We start from the raw sequence: 17682 nt of genomic DNA, 5'->3' as shown, positions 1-17682 counted from the left end.
CGGTTCCGTTCGAAAGCGATTGCTCGCGTGCGGCGGGAATATCGACCCGTTATAGGAAGGAGAAGCGTCCGTTTCAACGCAGAGGTGGTAACTAAATACCCAATCAGGGTAAATAGTTCACTTTGACGCGGCTCTTCGCATATAAGTGGTAAACAGAACCGGATAATTGTCCTTTTCCCCTGCGGGAGCGGGGATTTCCTCGGTTTTTTCAAAAACGGCAGGATCGATTTCCGGAAAAAAAGTGTCGCCATCGAGCTTTACCGCGACATGGGTGACGGAAAGTTGATCGGCGAAGGGCATGGCCTGACGGTAAATCTCACCGCCACCGGCCACGAAGACCTCATCCACACCCAGTTCCGCAGCCTTGCTTCTGGCAAGCTTCAAGGCTTCCTCCAGCGAGGAGACGACATCCACGCCTTGCGGCCGGTAGTCAGCATTTCGGCTGACGATGATATGCGGGCGGCCCGGCAATGGGCGCTCGCCGACGGATAAAAACGTCTTGCGCCCCATGATGAGCGGCTTGCCCATCGTCATCGCCTTGAAACGCTTGAGGTCGGTGGAGAGTTTCCACGGCATGTCGAGGTCGCGGCCGATGACGCCGTTTTCGGACACCGCGACGATGATGGTAACGCGCGGCCCGCTCATACCGCGATCGGCGCCTTGATGCTTGAATCGGCCTCGTAGTTTTCCAGCGTAAAGTCTTCGAACTTAAAGGCGAAAAGGTCTTTCACGTCAGGATTGAGGCGCATCGTCGGCAGGGCCTTGGGTGTGCGCGCCATCTGCAGCTGCGCCTGTTCGAAATGATTGGCATAGATATGCGCATCACCAAGCGTATGGACGAAATCGCCCGGCTTCAGGCCGGTGACCTGCGCCACCATCAGCGTCAGCAGCGCATAAGAAGCGATGTTGAAGGGCACGCCGAGGAAAATGTCGGCGGAGCGCTGATAAAGCTGGCAGGAGAGCTTGCCATCAGAAACATAGAACTGGAACAGGCAATGACAGGGCGGCAGCGCCATCTCATCCACCAGCGCCGGGTTCCAGGCCGAAACGATGTGACGGCGCGAGTTCGGATTGGTTTTCAGGCCCTCGATCAAAAGCGCGATCTGGTCGACATGGCGACCGTCCGGTGCCGGCCAGGAGCGCCACTGCGCGCCATAGACCGGGCCGAGATCGCCATTCTCGTCGGCCCACTCATCCCAGATGGAAACGCCGTTTTCCTTGAGATAGGCGATATTGGTATCGCCCTTCAGGAACCACAGAAGTTCATGAATGATGGAGCGCAGATGCAGCTTCTTGGTGGTGAGGACCGGAAACCCTTCGGAAAGGTCGAAACGCATCTGGTAACCGAAGACCGAGCGCGTACCGGTGCCGGTGCGGTCTCCGCGGTCGGAGCCGGTTTCCATCACATGCCGGAGAAGATCGAGATATTGTTTCATGCGTTCTGCCGCCGATTCCCTGATATAGAGGGAATATAATAGCACAGGGCGGCAGAACCAATCACCGGGGAAACGCTTATCCCCGCCTTTCAGGAAAAATCAGAGGGATTGCAGTTTCCCGAGTTCCTTGGCGACCAGATAATAAAAGGTCACGCGCGATTTGGAGCGGTCCGCTGCCATGGCCTTGGCGACGGCATCGATTGCCTGATCGGCCGTGCCATCGGTCACGCCGAGCTTCTTGCCGCACCAGCTCGCCTTCACACGTGCAAGCTCTTCCGGATCGGAAGCGGACACCAGCGAGGAATCCCGGTTGCGCAGGGCAATGCCGAGATGTTTGACGATCTTGCCGACAACGGCTTCGTCGGCTGCTGCGTCGTATTTCTTCACATCTGCGAGATAGTCAGTCATGTCCACTCCTTCGTGTGTCCCCGGCCCGGTGTTGCTTCTGATGACCGGTTGCATGGACAATGGGACAGCAATCCCTCGTCGTCAAGAATTGTCTAAAGTGCGGGCGGCAATCACGAAACCTTTTCATGGAATTGTCATCACCCCCCTTTTCTCAGGCGGTCGAAACGCCTATATGAGCCTTGCCGGGGCAACCCGGCTATGGCGATAAACGGTCGGTGTAATAAACCTATTGGACCCGGGGGCGGTACCCGGCGCCTCCACCAAAAACCGGCGGACCTTCAGGAAACGAAGGCCGGCTTTTGATGGGGGCGAAACAGGATCGACAAGGGCGTAAAGATCGAACTTTTGCTCGGCATGATACCGCCGTTATCGGGTCACAAGTGTAGTTGCAAACGACAACAACGCTAAGGAATATGCTCTCGCTGCCTAATGGCGGTGCGGGAATTCCGCTCTAAAGTCCTCACGGTTAGCCCCGTGAGGCGGGGTTCGGAGGTACCTGGCAACAGAAACCTCCACCTTCTCCATTTTGCCTGAATTGGTTATATGATAGCTGACTCGCAATCGGCATCGGCTTTTCCGTTGCTGCCGTTCAGGACATTGCGTATACTTGGCCAACGCGTGAGCGTCAGGATCGGAAATGATCCCGGCTCAAGGATTACGCGAAGATTCAAAGTGTTACAGCGTCCTTGGCGCGCAAGCCGCGCCGTGCATGAAAAGACGTTCGAATAAGGGAAAGACAGGACCGCATGGGGCAGGATCATATCCGTTACGACATTCTCGCACAGGATGCCCTTCGCGGCGTTATTCGCAAGGTTTTGGGTGAAGTGGCCGCAACCGGCCGCCTGCCCGGCGACCACCACTTCTTCATCACCTTCCTGACCGGTGCGCCGGGCGTGCGGATTTCCCAGCACCTCAAGGCAAAATATGCCGAGCAGATGACCATCGTTATCCAGCATCAGTTCTGGGACCTGAAGGTCACCGAAGCCGGCTTTGAAATCGGCCTCTCCTTCTCCGATACGCCGGAAAAGCTTGTTATCCCCTATAACGCCATTCGCGGTTTCTACGATCCTTCCGTCAATTTCGAGCTCGAATTCGACGTGCCGCTGGCCGAAGAAGAAGAGATGGAAGATGCGGAAATCACCGCTTATCCCGTTTCCCATGAGGCAAAGCCCGCTGCCGCTTCCGAAACACCGAAATCCGGTGAGGAAAAGAAGGAAGGTTCGGTCGTTTCGCTGGATGCCTTCCGCAAGAAGCAATAACGGCTTTTACGTCGAGCTTACGAAACCCGAGGAGACATATCCCCATGGCGGCCGATATCGTCAATCTGCGTCAGTTTCGGAAACAGAAAGCCCGTAGCGAAAAAGAAAAGCAGGCGGAGCAGAACCGCCTGTCCTTCGGCCGAACCAAGACCGAAAAAAATCTCACCTCGGCCCTGAACGAAAAGGCCGAAAAGGCGCTCGATCAGGGGCGGCTCGAAAAAAACGATGACGGGACCGGCAAAGACTGACGGGCCGGCCGACCGACGCGGATTTCGGGACTATCGGAAAAGAATAGCAAAACAGGGACTTGCGGGGGAGACATGATTCAGACCTCCAACCGGTTTCACCGGAGACCGATCTGATGATCCGCAAGCACTCCGCGACGTTGCACGGCCACCGCACCAGCATTTCACTTGAGGATGCCTTCTGGGACGAACTGAAAATCATTGCGGAAAGACGCAAGATCAGTTTTGCCGCCCTGCTTGCCGAAATAGATGACAACCGCGCCGCCGACAGCAATCTCTCCTCGTCCCTGCGAGTTTATGTGCTGAACTGGCTGAAAACCCGCTGACCTTCCGCAAGCTGTCCCGTCAAAGACGCTCCGGCCACGAGCGGGCATGTCGCCAGCTGGATTTCACCCATCCAGCCACTACGAAAAATTCCGCCAAAAACTCGTAACGCCGTGAAAGTATTCATTAAACATTAGCAGCATAATCTGCGCTCCAAGGCATCCCCGTATTGCGTAGCCTTGCTTTCAAATTTTGTTTCAGACCCTTCCATTCCACACATCCGCCACGAGGCGACCATGGTTTCTGCCGTTTCGGGAACGAGCGCCGCTGTTTCCCTGCTTTCTTCTTCATCCACATCGTCTTCAAGCGTTTCCGAACTGAAAGCACAGATTGCCGAAAAGCAGTCGGAGCTTGCCCAGACCACGGAAGCGAAAGCACAGGAAGAGCTGAAGAGCGCAATCGCGTCCCTCAAAGCTCAGCTTGAGGCTCTCGAAAACAGCGCCGAAAAATCGGTATCGTCGAGCGAGAATGCGGAAAAGCCCGGCCTTTCCGGTGAAAGCGACAGGATCGGCACCAAAAATTTCGACGCCGACACACCATTCGGCGAACGCGAAACCTGGGTTTGACAATTTCGTCGGGATTTTTCCGTCAAAGCGATTGATGGGCGAAGCAAAATGCTCGTCTCACAAGGCCGTAAACCTTTTGCCAGATTCGGCCTCATCGTGGGGTCAAGCCATTGCTATCAGGGTGAAATTTCCGGGCAGGCGGTAGTCCCCTTGCAGGCGCTGGTGAAGGGGCACATTCTCTCGGCGTCTCCTTCGGCCCTGTGTCGATGATCCAAACACCTCAACAAAAATCTTCTGGACAGGTCCGGGGATGACATCGGTGTGGTTGGCGCAACCCATTATCCTGTCTGACGAAGTCGCTTCCTTTTTGGTGTCCAGTGCCTGACGACAAGCGCCAGAGCCCAATGCGATAGCGCCTGCGCCATTTCAACAATTGTTAAACCGGACAGCGGTGCGGCAGGCCAGAGCATAAGGGCGGCATGCGGAGGGAAGCCCCCGCGCCGTCACCAATTAAAGGGAATTGGCTTCCCCCTCTCCACAAGCCTACGGCGTGGCGGGAGCGTTTTCCGGCGCCAGTTGCCGGATCGCGTTTTCCGTCGGAGGAACCACCAGAACCGGCGCGGATTGCCGCTCGGGCGTCGGCTGCTGCCCCTGTTCCTGCTGTTGCTGTTGCTGTTGTTGCTGCTGCAACCGCTCCTGCTGTTCCTTTTCCTGACGCAGACGTTCTTCGGCCGCAGCTTTCAAACGTGCCTCTTCTTCAGCCTTGGCCTTGGCTTCCGCCTCCGCCCGCTCCTTCTCGGCCTGCCGCTCGGCCGCCTGAAAGCGATAAAGCGCCACTTCGCGGCGCAGACGCTGCTTTTCGAGAACGCTGGCCTGCATGGCCTCCACCCGGCGGCGTTCCTTTTCGAAAGCCCGAAGCGAAAGGTAATTGCTGAGCGCCGAAACATCGGTCGTAAAGGCCGGCGCGGCAAGCGGGCCGTTAAAATTCAGGCGCACCGACGGCTCTGCCCCTGCGACCGTTTCAGTGCCGGGATTGAACAGGAGATCGAGGTCGCCATTCACCGTCGAAGCCGCAAGATCGACCGTCGCATCGGCTGTCAGCGTTACCGGATCGATCCCCGCGCGCAGATTCTGGAAATGCAGCGCGCCGCCATTCAGCGAGAATGGCAATGCCACATCACCGAGGCCGATTTCACCCTGCCACAGGCTCTGGTCCACGAGCGGGCGCACCTTGGGCGCGTCGATCGGCTGCTGCAAGCCATCCGCCGCCTGCAGGATCGGCGGCAGGCTGCCGGGATTTAGCCCCTTCAGCACCAGCCCACCGGCCCGGATTTCACCGGAACCGCCCGCCGATTTCAGCATTTCACCGACGCTTTTGCCGGTCGATTCGGCCGTCAGATCGATGGCGACCCGGCCTGCCGCGACCGGCCCATTGGCATTCGCCCACAGGATCGGCTCCGGATTGGCGTCGGTCACCGCGATCTTGGTGCGGAAAATGCCCGCCCCCTCGCCCGTCGACATGGCGAGCCGCCCGGTAAGCTTGCCGCCCATGAAGGTGCCGGCGACATCATCGAGCGAGAGACTGCCCGCATCATGCGTGACCTTGGCCGAAACACCCGTGACCGTGCCGAAGGGGCCGGCCTCGAAGCTTTCCACTTTCAAGGCAAGCGACGCCTTGAGCTGCGGGAAAGCGGCCATGGCCAGAGGCTTGGCGTTGAGCGCCCCGGTTTCCGGATCGATCACCGGCCCATAGATCGCATCACCCAGCCAGGCGAGATCGGCCGTTCTGACCGCAAGATCGCCGGCGACGGGATAGGGCGCGGCACGCTGGAAGGTCAGATTACCCGAGAAAGGATTTCCACCCGCCTGCCCGCCGATCGAGGAAAGCGCGATCTTTTGCCCATCCACCGCCACTTTCGCATTGGCCTTCAACGCCATGCCGCCGCCGAGCTGCGGCAGGCCAACGGCGTTCATGATGAGATAGGGTTCGATGTCGGCGCTTTCGAGCGCCACATCGGCGCTGCCCTCACCGAAATTGGCGGCGGAAACGGCAAAGGAACCATTCATCGAAAAATGCGTGCGCTCCGTCGAGAAGCGCAGTTCCGTCTGGGCCGGCGAGCCGAGCGTGCCGTTAAGCTTGATGGATAAAAGCCCCTCGCCATCCGCATCGAAGGGCAGCGGATCAAGCCCCGCCTGCCCGAACAGAATGGCCGTCGACTGGTTCTTCAGAACCGCCTCCAGCGACATGGCGGTATCATCGGTGATCGACAGGAAATCCGGCATCTTGGCCACAGCCGAGAGCCGGCTGCCATTGACGGTGCCGGAGACGGCGACATTGGCCCCGCCATTTTCGCTGTTGACCGAAACATCCACGGCAAGGTCGGAATTGGCATACCATGGCGCGCTCGCCGCCAGACGGCTGAGGAACGGATGGTTCGGCAATTTCTGCTGCAGCATGGTGAAGAACGGCTGCATATCCGCCGCATGCAGGTTCACCGTGCCCTTGCCCGCATATTTCAGCAGCGAACCCTGCAGCTCACCCCTTGCCCTGACTTCCGCACCGGCGATATCTCCAGCCGTCATGTTCTCGAGCGAGAGAACGCCGCCCGCCATGGTGAAGGCGGTCTCGACGTGATTGGCGGTCACGCCGGCCATGTTGAACCGGTCGGCCTTGAATTTTGCGGTAATGCGGTGGTCGAGGACGGAACTGCCGACCTGATCGCCAAGCGCCAGACTGCCGAGCGCCTTCAGCGCATCGAGATCGATTTCGTTGCCGGCAAGATCGATGGAAAGATTGGAGGTCTTGCCATCGGAGCGACGCTCGAGCTCACCTTTCAGCGAGGCATCGCCGATTGCAAGCTCGAGATTGTCGAAACGCTGGTTGAGCGTCGTCAGCGAGACATCGGCGGAAAAACCGGCTGCATTGAGCTGGCGGATCGCCGGATCGACCGAACCGGACAGCCAGTTCGCCAGGCCCGAAGGCTGGTTGGAGGCGAGAAGCAGATTGCCGTTGAAGGCGGGGCCGCCGAGAAGCGTCAACGACCCCTTGGCTTCAAGCTGCGTCCTTCCGGGCAAAGTCGCCACGGCATTCACCACCTGCCAGCCGCTGCCTTCCGGGCGCACGTCGAGCCTGATGTCGCGAATGGTCGTGTCATCGGAAACGAGCGCCGGAAGGCTGATGCTCGCCTTGCCCGGCACCGGCGGAACCGGAATGCGGGCCACCATGGCGGCAAAGGCTTCAATACGCTGGCGCACCGAGGCGGTGGGCTGGCGCGAGGTCTTGCCCGTCTGCACGACGGGCGGCGCGAAGCGGGCGACATCGATCTGCTGGCCATCGGCCGTCAGCAGGAATTCCGGCTTGGCGCCGGTATCGAGCGTCGCTTCCCCCGTCACGACATAGGGATTTTCGCTGCCGCCGAGTTCCATGCGGTAGCTCGGGATCCGCACGCTCTCATTGGTCAGTTCGAAACTGCCGCGGGTACGCGGCGAGGAAAACAGCGATTGTCCGGCCTGCTGCTTCTGCTTTTCGTCCTCACGGAAACTGAAGGAGAAAGAGCCGCTATAGGCCGGCTTTCCCGCCGTTGCGGCAATCGCCCCATCGAGATCGACCTCGACCGGATGTTCATCCGGCACCAGCCGTACCCTGAGTCCCATGCGGCCGGCGGCATAATCCGGCTCGCTGCTGGAGAGCGAGAAGGAACCCGGATGACCATCGACTGCAGCACGTCCCTCCGCCTTCCACGGCCCGGCCAGCGAATTGGCGGACATGTCGGCGTTAAGCCCCGTCACCACGCGGTTGCGGCCAGATTGCTCGTCGATGAATTCGATCTGCCCGCCTTCGATCTGCACGCTTTCCAGAACAACGGTACGGGCGGGAATTTCCGCCCGGCTGCCGCGCATCCAGTCCAGCGTGCCATCCTTCAAAAGCCTGATCTTGGCTTTGGGCTCCTCGATGCGCATGTCGAAGATACGCGCTTCGCCGGAGAGGAAAGGTGCTAACTCGGCATCCATGGAAAAACGGGCGACCTGAATGAGCGGCGATCCATCCGCATCCGTTCCGGCGCGCACATCATGCAATGTCACCGAGGGGAAAGGCAGGATGCGGGCCTCGACGCGGCCATGCACCACCACCTTCTTGCCGAGAATACGGCTTGCCTGATCCTCGAAATCGCGGCGGAAATCCGTCCAGTCGACGAAATAGGGAATAAGCAGCGCCGAAAACAGCACCACGGCCAGCAGTCCGCCCAGAAAAACCAGAATACGCCCGAGCACTGACCTGCATCTCCCTTCGCGAACGCTGCAAACCTATTCTTTTCTGCCTTAACGGCAAGCAGCCTTTTGTACCAATCAAATGTGAGAATGATCAGACAAGCCGGAACAACTTGCCCGGATTGAAGATGTTATCGGGATCGAGCGACGTTTTGATGGCGCGCATGAGATCCAGTGCATTTCCCGCTTCTTCGGCCAGAAAACTCATCTTGCCCTGGCCGATGCCGTGTTCGCCGGTGCAGGTACCATCCATGGCGATGGCCCGGCGGTTGAGACGGGCAACAAAGGCTTCGGTCTTCGCCACGCTTTCCGCATCCTTGCCATCGAACAGAATAAGGACGTGGAAGTTCCCGTCGCCCGCATGGCCGACGATGGGCGCCAGAAAACCGTTCTCCTCGATATCCCGCTGCGTTTCCACCACGCAATCCGCCAACCGCGAAATCGGCACGCAGACATCGGTGGAAAGCCCGTCGAGATGCGGTGCAAGCGCCCGCGACGCCCAATAGGCATCGTGCCGCGCCTTCCAGAGCTTGTTGCGCTCGGCCGCATCGCTGGTCCAGCGGAAATCGACGCCGCCGCATTCGGCGGCGATCTCGGCGAACTGCTGCGATTGCAGCGCCGCCGTTTCCTCGGTGCCATGGAACTCCACGAAGAGCGTCGGTTTCTCCGCGTAGTTCAGGCCGGAATAGGCGTTGCAGGCGCGCACCTGCACTTCATCAAGCAATTCGATGCGGGCAACCGGAACGCCCATCTGGATCGTCATGATGACGGCATCGCAGGCCGCCTTGATACTGTCGAAGGTGCAGACACCACCGGCGATCTTCTCGGGAATGCCCTGCAGCCGCAGCGTCACGGAGGTGATGACACCCAGCGTACCTTCGGCACCCACAAAAAGCCGCGTCAGGTCGTAACCGGCGGACGACTTGCGGGCGCGGCGGGCGGTGCGGATTTCCTCGCCATTGGCGACGACGGCGGTAACGGCCAGTACATTGTCCTTCATCGTGCCGTAACGCACGGCATTGGTGCCGGAGGCCCGCGTCGAGGCCATGCCGCCGATGGAGGCATTGGCGCCGGGATCGATGGGGAAAAACAGACCGGTATCGCGCAGGTAGACATTCAGGTCCTCGCGCGTCACGCCCGGTTCCACCGTCACGTCAAGATCTTCCGCATTCACCTCAATGATGCGATTCATCCGGCTGAAATCGATGCAGATTCCACCATTGGGCGCATTCACCTGCCCTTCCAGCGAAGACCCCGTTCCGAAGGGAATGACCGGCACCTTATATTGCGCGCAGACCTTCACCACGGCCTTCACATCGTCCGCGCTCTCGGCAAAAACGACGCCGTCAGGCGCCTGCAGCGTCAGATAGGTGGTGGTGTGGCCGTGCTGTTCGCGAAACGCCTGTCCGGTCTGAAGCCTGTCGCCGAGCTGCTGCTTCAGCACCGCGAGTGCCGACGCGATGCCCTCTTCGTTCCGCTTTCCCGCCACCACGTCTTTCAGCGCCATCGTCCGTCTCCACCGCAACATCTGCCCGTAACGGATTCGATCCGTTACGAAATTCCGTCAGGTGGTATGGGATAAGGTTAACGCTTTGTCCAGCATCGCAATTGCGCCGAACGGTAATTGGCGGCAACCGTTTTTTATTCCGCCGCCAGCAACGGCTTGTCCTCTTCGAGCGCCTTGCGGCGGGCGGCAAGTTCAAGCTCGCGATGGAGGCGGATTTCCTCATCCGCCTGCGGTTTGGCGAAGCGGGCGATCAGCAGATAGGAGACCGGGGTGATGTAAAGCGTCACCAGCGTCGCAAAACCGAGACCGCCGACGATGACCCAGCCGAGCGCGATGCGCGCTTCAGCACCGGCACCCTGCGCCAGCACCAGCGGCACGCCGCCTAAAATGGTGGCGATCATCGTCATCATGACGGGGCGCAGGCGGATGCTGGTGGCCTTTTCGATGGCCTCACGCACGGTAGCACCCTGATCGCGCAGATGATTGGCGAATTCCACGATAAGAATACCGTTCTTGGCCATCACACCGACCAGCAGCACAAGCCCGATCTGGCTATAGACATTGAGGCTGGAGCCCGTGACCAGCAGTGCGATGACCGCGCAGGCAAGGCCGAGCGGCACCGTCGTCATGATGATGACCGAACTCAGCACGCTTTCGAATTGCGCGGCCAGCACGAGAAAGATGATGGCGATAGCGAAACCGAAGGTCAGCAACATGCCGCTCGAATTTTCCTCCAGCGTTGCCGCCTCGCCGAGCGGCAGCAAACGAGCGCCGGGCGGCAGGACGGATTGCGAAAGTTCATTCACCTTTTGCAGCGCCTCACCCAGCGAAACGCCATCCTTGAGGTTGGCGGTAAAGCCGACGGAGGGAAGCTGCTGCTCGCGGTTGAGCTGCGGCGCAACCGCATTTTCCTTGAGCGACGCGATGACCGACATCGGCACGATCTTGCCGTCGCCGGTTTTCAGGAAGACGTTTTCGAGATCGGTCGGATCGTTGATCGGCCGGGTGGAGGACAGGAGCCTGACCGGGATCGCATCGCCATCCACGAAGACGTCCACGATTGAACGGCCTTCCAGCAGCGACTGCATGGCGCGCGACAGGCCGGTGATGTCGATGCCGAGATCCGACGCACGCTCGCGGTCGATGGAAACGGAAATCTGCGCCTGATTGGGCTCATTGTCGAAACGCGGCGTGTCGAACAGGCCGCTTTCTTCCATGGAAAGCAGCAATTTCTGCGTCGCCTCGGTCAGCGCCGCATAGTTGCTGCCGACCATTGCCATCTGCAATCCGTTGCCGGCGCCGCGAATTCTGAGGCTGTTCGGCTGCATCGCATTGCCGCGCAGCGCCGGGACCTTATTAGCGGCGGCAGTGACATCTGCGGCGATCTGGTTCTGCGTCCGCTCGCGATCGGCCCAGGGGGCGAGCGTCAGCACCATGAAGCCGGTATTGGACGAGCCGTTCATGCCGGTGATGGAGTAGATATTGCGGATTTCGCCACTGTCACGCAGCGGCTGCAGGTTTTCCTCGATCCGCTGCAGCTGGTCACGGGTATATTCGAGGCTGACGCCCTGCGGCGCGGTGACCCGCATCATGATCGAGGCGCGGTCCTCGCGCGGCGTCAGCTCGTTCTGGATCATGCCGAAGGCGATCCACGACAGGCCGGAAAAGATGAGCGCGACAACGATGACGATCAGCGGATTGTTGAGGCAGGCGGAAAGCGTCGTTTTGTAAGTGGAGGCAAAAACATTACCGAACCAGGCGAGCGGCCCCGTCGGTTCCTTCAGCCCTTCTTTCAGCATGCGGGAAGCCAGCATCGGGCAGAGCGTCAGCGCCACGATGGAGGACAAGCCCACCGCGAAGGCCAGCACGAAACCGAATTCGCGAAACAGGCCGCCAAGCTGGCCCGGCAGGAAGGAGAGCGGAATGAACACGGCGGCAAGGGTGGCCGTCGTTGCGATGACGGCGAAGAAGACTTCCTGCGTGCCGAGAACGGCAGCGGCCCGCGGCCCCATGCCTTCCGCCCGGCGGCGCACGATGTTTTCCAGCACGACGATGGCGTCGTCGACAACGAGGCCGGTCGCCAGAACGATCGCAAGCAGGGTCAAAATATTGACCGAGAAGCCGACCATATAAATGGCGACGATGGTGCCGATCAGCGCCACCGGCATGGTGATCGCCGGAATGAGGGTGGCGCGCCAATCGCGCAGGAACAGATAAAGCACGACGACGACGATGATCGCCGAGAGACCGAGCGCCAGTTCCACCTCGTGCAGCGCGCCTTCGATGAAGACGGCATCGTCACTGGTTACGACGATGCGCGTACCCTCGGGCAGATTGGCCGACATGGCATCGACGGCGGCCTTCACGCCGGTAGAGATACTGAGCGTGTTCGACTGCGCCTGACGGATGACACCGAGACCGACGCCCTGCACGCCATTCGAGCGCAGTGACGTGGATTCGTCATCCGCACCCAGCATGACGGTCGCGACGTCGCGCAGGCGGATATTGTTCTTGATGAGAAGATTGGAGAAATCCTCGGGCTTCGTCAGGCTGGCCGTGGCGCGCACGACGATATCCTGCGTCGTGCTTTTCAGCGATCCCGCCGGCACATCGAGGGCAGCGCTCGCCAGCGCGTTCGAGACATCCGTCACCGTCAACCCACGGCTGGCGAGCGCCGCCTGATTGAGATCGACGCGGAAAACCTTTTCCTGATCGCCGTAAAGCTCCACATCCGCCACGCCATCGACGGCGGCAAGGCGATCGATGATTTCGTCATCCACCAGCTTGGTCAGGTCTTCCATGCTGAGCGTGGACGAGGTGACGGCAAGGCGCATGATCGGCTGGCTGTCGGAATCCGCCTTGATGATCTGCGGCTCGTCTGCATCATCAGGCAACTGGTTGGTGACGCGGCCGATGGCGTCGCGCACGTCGTTGGCGGCGACGGCCAGATCGACATTGTCACCGAATTCCAGTGTCACGCGGCTGGTGCCGAATTGCGAATTGGACGAGATGGACTTGACGCCGCTGACACGCGCCACCGCACCTTCGATGGTCTGCGTCACTTCCTGATCGATGGTTTCGGGCGCCGCCCCCTCATAGGTGGTCCTGACACTGATCGTCGGCCGGTCGACGTCGGGCAGTTCGCGCACTTCGACACCGACCAGAGCCGCAAGGCCGGCAACGACCAGCAGCGTGTTGAGAACCGCCGCCAGGATCGGCCGGCGCACAAACAATGCGGTAAAGGCGAGCTTGGAATCCTGACCGGAGGGCGGCTGCGTCGTCATTGGCTGGCAACCTCCTCGGGCTTCGGCTGGCTGCCGACGCGGACCGCGCCGCCTTCGCGCACGCGCTGCAGGCCCTCGATCACCACAGGCTCACCATCCGCCAGCTCCGCCTTGACTAGAACGGCATCGGGATTGCGCTGCACGATCTGCACCCGCACCTTGTTCGATTTATTATCGGTGACGCGCCAGACATAGGAGCCTTCAGCATCCCACTGCACGGCCAGCGGATCGACCGAGGCATAGGTCTCGCCGGCAAAACGCATGGTGACGCCGAAGGACATGCCGGCCCTCAGCTCGTCCTTCTCATTGCCGAACTTCGCCCGGATGCGGATCGTGCGGCTCGCCTCATCGACGCGGTTGTCGACGGCTTCGATCTCACCCTTGAAAGTCTCGCCGGGGCGGGAAATGGACGTCGCCTCCACCGGCATGCCGACCTTGATCGCGGTTGCGAACCGCTCTGGGGCCCAGAAGTTGACGAGAATTTCGGACCGGTCATCGATGCTGACAATGGTTGACTGCGTGGTGACATTATCGCCGATATTGGCGGCGACAATACCCGCCACACCCTCTATCGGCGCAACGATGTCGCGGCGCTTGAGATTGAGTTCGGCAGTGCTCAGCGCAAGCTTGGCGGCTTCCTCGGCAATCTGCGCATCCAGCACATCGAGGCGGGAGACGGATTTCAGGTTCTTGTAGGAATTGGATTTTTCGACGGCGCTGCGCAGCGTCACCTGTGCCTTGTCGCGCTCGATCACCTGCTCTTCATCGTCGAGCCGTGCCAGCACCTGCCCCTTCACGACACGTGCGCCGGATGACGTGCGGATTTCCGAAACCGTGCCGGAAGCCTGCGGCATGACGACGACCGACTGGATCGCCTCGCCATTGCCGATGGCGTTCAACCTGTCATTGACCGTGCCTTTCTTCACCGGGGCCGTCACCACCAGGGTGGCGTTGCCGTTGCGGCGCGCACCGCCGGCATTCTGCCCTGTGGACGCACCGGCGGTCGAACCGCCGGATGCGGCGACTTCGATCGCCCCGGCAGGCGTTTTGCCAAGCCCGATCGCGGCGAGCACATTGCGGGCTTCGGGCGAATAAAAGCCCCAGAGACAGAGCCCCGCTCCCACCACGGCAACACTGACACCCACCTGTTTCCAGACCCGCATATATTTCTCCGGTTGATCCGCGCAGCATAAAGCATTCCCGAAAACGTAGGTTCCGGGACAGATGCAGTATTCCCGCTTGGCGGGGGCAAGGCAACGCACAAAACCGTTCCTTACGTAATTGTAATTTGGGGGCAATTGCCATCCGCAGCAGCCAAACCACAATCGGGGCCACGCATTCCTGTCGCAAATATCCGCCAGTGGGCTAATCTGCCTCCAGGACGCCATAACCGGAGGAAGCCATGAGCACCGTGACGAAGACCGAAAACCCGGAAACCGATCCACGCGTCAAGGCGGTGTTCGATGATATCCGCGCCACCCGCAAATCGGATTTCATCAACAATATGTGGCTCTACCTCGCCTTCGATGCCGATCTGCTTGAAAAGACCTGGGGCGAGGTCAAGGCGGTGATGGCAACACCTTCGGCGCTCGATCCCGTGGTGAAGGAAATGCTGTATATCGCCGTTTCCGTCACCAATGGCTGCTCCTATTGCGCTCATTCCCACACGGCCGCCGCCAAAGCCAAGGGCATGACGACAGAGCAGCATGCCGATTTGCTGCGCGTCATCGCACTTGCCGCCAAGACAAACCAGCTTGCGGTGGCGCTGCAAGTGCCCGTTGACGCCGCTTTCGACGCCGACAGGCAGGCATGAAGCGAAAAAATGCCTTGGAATGGGCGTTTTGACAGTTGATACCGGAATAAAAGCAGAACACGGTTCTGGCCTTTATATCCCGAATCACTACATTGGGCCGCATGAGCAACAGTTTTGACGATATGCCGTTCTTCGATGAAGAACCCGTGGCGCCGCGCAGGGCGACGAATAGTGCCGGTGCAGAAAGCGGCGGCGGGCTTGGCATTGCCGCCCGCGCCATGGCGGCGCGCGATCAGACGCGTGCCGCGCCCGACTATCTTTCCGGCCTCAACCCGGAACAGCGCGATGCCGTGGAAACGCTTGACGGCGCCGTGCTCGTGCTCGCAGGCGCCGGCACCGGCAAGACCCGCGTTCTGACGACCCGCATCGCCCATATCCTCGCGACCGGCCGCGCCTATCCGAGCCAGATCCTTGCCGTGACCTTTACCAACAAGGCCGCCCGCGAGATGAAGGAACGTATCGGCGTTCTGGTCGGCGGCGCTGTCGAGGGCATGCCCTGGCTCGGCACCTTCCACTCCATCGGCGTCAAGCTGCTGCGCCGCCATGCCGAACTCGTCGGCCTGAAATCGGATTTCACCATTCTCGATACCGACGACGTGGTGCGGCTGATCAAGCAGCTCATTCAGGCCGAAGGTCTTGATGACAAGCGCTGGCCGGCAAAACAGTTCGCCGGCATGATCGACGGCTGGAAGAACAAAGGCCTGACGCCGCCGGATATTCCGGAGGGCGACAGCCGCGCCTTCGCCAATGGCAAGGGCCGCGAGCTTTACACCGCCTATCAGAACCGGCTGAAAACGCTGAATGCCTGCGACTTCGGCGATCTTCTGATGCACCCGATCAGCATCTTCCGCCGCCACACCGATATTCTGAAGGAATATCACCAGAAGTTCCGTTACATTCTGGTGGACGAATATCAGGACACCAATACGGCGCAATATATGTGGCTGAGGCTTCTCGCACAGCGCGCCAAGGGCGAGCCGCAGAACGTCTGCTGCGTGGGTGACGACGACCAGTCGATCTATGGCTGGCGCGGCGCGGAAGTGGACAATATCCTCCGCTTCGACAAGGATTTCCCCGGCGCCAAGGTCATCAAGCTCGAACGCAATTACCGCTCCACCGAACATATTCTCGGCGCGGCCGGCCATCTGATCGCCCATAATGAGGGCCGTCTCGGCAAGACACTGTTCACCGAACGCAGCAGCCCTGACGATGAAAAGGTTGTGGTGCATGCGGCCTGGGATTCGGAAGAGGAAGCCCGCGCGGTCGGCGAGGAAATCGAACAGCTTCAACGCAAGAACCACAAGCTGAACGACATGGCCATTCTCGTTCGCGCCTCCTTCCAGATGCGCGAATTCGAAGACCGATTCGTCACGCTCGGCCTCAATTACCGCGTCATCGGCGGCCCGCGCTTTTATGAGCGCCTCGAAATCCGCGACGCCATGGCCTATTTCCGGCTCGTCTGCCAGCCGGCCGACGATCTCGCCTTCGAGCGGATCGTCAATACGCCTAAGCGCGGCCTTGGCGATACGACGATCCGTAACCTGCACGATTACGCCCGCGCCCGCGATATTCCGATGCTGGCGGCAGCCGCCGATATCATCGAGACCGACGAACTGAAACCGAAGGCGCGCAAGGCGCTGTTCGATGTGGTACAGGATTTCCGCCGCTGGCAGGGCCTCTTGGAAAACACCGAACACACCACGCTTGCCGAGCAGATCCTCGACGAAAGCGGCTATACCGCCATGTGGCAGGCCGACAAGACGGCCGAGGCCCCCGGACGGCTGGAGAACCTCAAGGAACTCATCCGCTCGATGGAAGCCTTCGAGAGCATGCGCGGCTTCCTCGAGCATGTCGCCCTCGTCATGGATGCCGAGCAGAACGAAAATCTCGATGCCGTCTCGATCATGACGCTGCATTCCGCCAAGGGTCTGGAATTCGACACCGTCTTCCTGCCCGGCTGGGAAGAAGGCCTGTTCCCGCACCAGCGGGCGCTGGATGAAGGCGGTCGCTCCGGTCTGGAGGAAGAACGCCGCCTCGCTTATGTCGGCATCACCCGTGCGAAGAAGCTCTGCCATATCTGGTTCGTGTCTAACCGGCGCATTCACGGGCTGTGGCAATCCACCCTGCCCTCCCGTTTCCTCGATGAACTGCCGCCCGCCCATGTGGATGTCGCGGCTTCCGACAGCAATTACGGCGGTTATGGCGGCCGCGGCGGTTACGGCCAGTCGCGTTTCGACAAGGCGGACCCTTTCACCAACAACTACTCCACCCCCGGCTGGAAGCGCGCGCAGCAGAACCGCAGCGACGCCACCCGCGACAATTGGGGCACCCGCTCCGGCCATGCGGTCGAACGCATCGGTTACGGTGAAAGCGGCCCGCGCACCCGCACCATCGACGGCGAGTTGGTGGCGAAATCCGTGGCCGACACGCCATCGAAATTCTTCGTTGGCGACCGCGTCTTCCACCTCAAATTCGGCAACGGCAATATTTCCGCCATCGAAGGAAACAAGCTGACGATCGATTTCGACCGCGCTGGCCAGAAACGTGTGCTGGATGGATTTGTGGAAAAGGTCTGATTCGACAACCATGAGTGCCTGAAGACCGCTTTTTCCATAGCCCGCGTCATGCCGT

General features: G+C 60.3%; 13 protein-coding genes and 1 other RNA gene. 7 read left to right on the top strand and 7 right to left on the bottom strand.

The genetic code is table 11. The features are described 5' to 3' along the window. Nucleotides 1-117: 117 nt before the first annotated feature. The 3 genes from ACIQUH_RS06965 to ACIQUH_RS06955 form a co-directional block, all read right to left on the bottom strand. Entirely contained in the window at nucleotides 118-645 is a 528-nt protein-coding gene (locus tag ACIQUH_RS06965; protein ID WP_400813349.1) for a dihydrofolate reductase, read from the bottom strand. Then, nucleotides 642-1436, bottom strand: a complete 795-nt coding sequence (locus ACIQUH_RS06960) for a thymidylate synthase (RefSeq protein WP_400813348.1) — start codon at nucleotides 1434-1436, stop codon at nucleotides 642-644. Before ACIQUH_RS06960 ends, ACIQUH_RS06965 begins: the two co-directional genes overlap by 4 nt. 99 nt (nucleotides 1437-1535) lie before the next feature. Next, nucleotides 1536-1844: a DUF2853 family protein gene (locus ACIQUH_RS06955; protein ID WP_003522365.1), complete on the bottom strand. Its 309-nt coding sequence runs from the start codon at nucleotides 1842-1844 to the stop codon at nucleotides 1536-1538. A 142-nt stretch (nucleotides 1845-1986) separates the two neighbouring features. On the opposite strand from ACIQUH_RS06955, the gene ssrA reads away from it, so the two are divergent. The 5 genes from ssrA (at nucleotide 1987) to ACIQUH_RS06930 (ending at nucleotide 4238) form a co-directional block, all read left to right on the top strand. Then, nucleotides 1987-2361, top strand: a transfer-messenger RNA (tmRNA) gene (gene ssrA / locus ACIQUH_RS06950). Nucleotides 2362-2590: 229 nt separating this feature from the next. After that, on the top strand, nucleotides 2591-3103 hold the full coding sequence (locus ACIQUH_RS06945; RefSeq protein ID WP_400813347.1) for an SspB family protein: 513 nt from the start codon (nucleotides 2591-2593) through the stop codon (nucleotides 3101-3103). A 44-nt stretch (nucleotides 3104-3147) separates the two neighbouring features. Next, entirely contained in the window at nucleotides 3148-3351 is a 204-nt protein-coding gene (locus ACIQUH_RS06940) for a DUF4169 family protein (RefSeq protein WP_003522363.1), read from the top strand. 113 nt (nucleotides 3352-3464) lie between these two features. Beyond that, nucleotides 3465-3674, top strand: coding sequence for a ribbon-helix-helix domain-containing protein (locus tag ACIQUH_RS06935; protein WP_400813345.1), 210 nt, complete (start codon nucleotides 3465-3467; stop codon nucleotides 3672-3674). Between the two features lie 234 nt (nucleotides 3675-3908). Next, nucleotides 3909-4238, top strand: a complete 330-nt coding sequence (locus tag ACIQUH_RS06930; RefSeq protein ID WP_400813343.1) for a hypothetical protein — start codon at nucleotides 3909-3911, stop codon at nucleotides 4236-4238. A 483-nt stretch (nucleotides 4239-4721) separates the two neighbouring features. Here ACIQUH_RS06930 and ACIQUH_RS06925 read toward each other — a convergent pair whose 3' ends face one another. The 4 genes from ACIQUH_RS06925 to ACIQUH_RS06910 all read right to left on the bottom strand — a co-directional run bounded on the left by ACIQUH_RS06925 (nucleotide 4722) and on the right by ACIQUH_RS06910 (nucleotide 14401). Beyond that, nucleotides 4722-8450, bottom strand: a complete 3729-nt coding sequence (locus ACIQUH_RS06925) for an AsmA-like C-terminal region-containing protein (RefSeq protein ID WP_400813342.1) — start codon at nucleotides 8448-8450, stop codon at nucleotides 4722-4724. A gap of 91 nt (nucleotides 8451-8541) precedes the next feature. Continuing rightward, on the bottom strand, nucleotides 8542-9954 hold the full coding sequence (locus tag ACIQUH_RS06920) for an FAD-binding oxidoreductase (RefSeq protein WP_400813341.1): 1413 nt from the start codon (nucleotides 9952-9954) through the stop codon (nucleotides 8542-8544). Between the two features lie 134 nt (nucleotides 9955-10088). Further along, a complete protein-coding gene (locus tag ACIQUH_RS06915; RefSeq protein WP_400813340.1) occupies nucleotides 10089-13238 on the bottom strand; it encodes an efflux RND transporter permease subunit in 3150 nt (1049 codons plus the stop codon). Then, nucleotides 13235-14401 (bottom strand): efflux RND transporter periplasmic adaptor subunit, encoded by a 1167-nt coding sequence (locus ACIQUH_RS06910; protein ID WP_400813339.1) that lies wholly within the window; start codon nucleotides 14399-14401, stop codon nucleotides 13235-13237. Before ACIQUH_RS06910 ends, ACIQUH_RS06915 begins: the two co-directional genes overlap by 4 nt. Nucleotides 14402-14640: 239 nt before the next feature. On the opposite strand from ACIQUH_RS06910, the gene ACIQUH_RS06905 reads away from it, so the two are divergent. Together ACIQUH_RS06905 and ACIQUH_RS06900 are read left to right on the top strand one after the other, a co-directional pair. After that, nucleotides 14641-15051 (top strand): carboxymuconolactone decarboxylase family protein, encoded by a 411-nt coding sequence (locus tag ACIQUH_RS06905; protein ID WP_003522357.1) that lies wholly within the window; start codon nucleotides 14641-14643, stop codon nucleotides 15049-15051. A 101-nt stretch (nucleotides 15052-15152) separates the two neighbouring features. Further along, entirely contained in the window at nucleotides 15153-17627 is a 2475-nt protein-coding gene (locus ACIQUH_RS06900) for an ATP-dependent helicase (RefSeq protein WP_400813338.1), read from the top strand. Nucleotides 17628-17682: the final 55 nt, after the last annotated feature.

Source organism: Agrobacterium sp. NPDC090283, from assembly GCF_044769685.1.
Classification (GTDB): Bacteria; Pseudomonadota; Alphaproteobacteria; order Rhizobiales; family Rhizobiaceae; genus Agrobacterium.
This window is presented reverse-complemented; position numbering and strand designations above follow the sequence as displayed.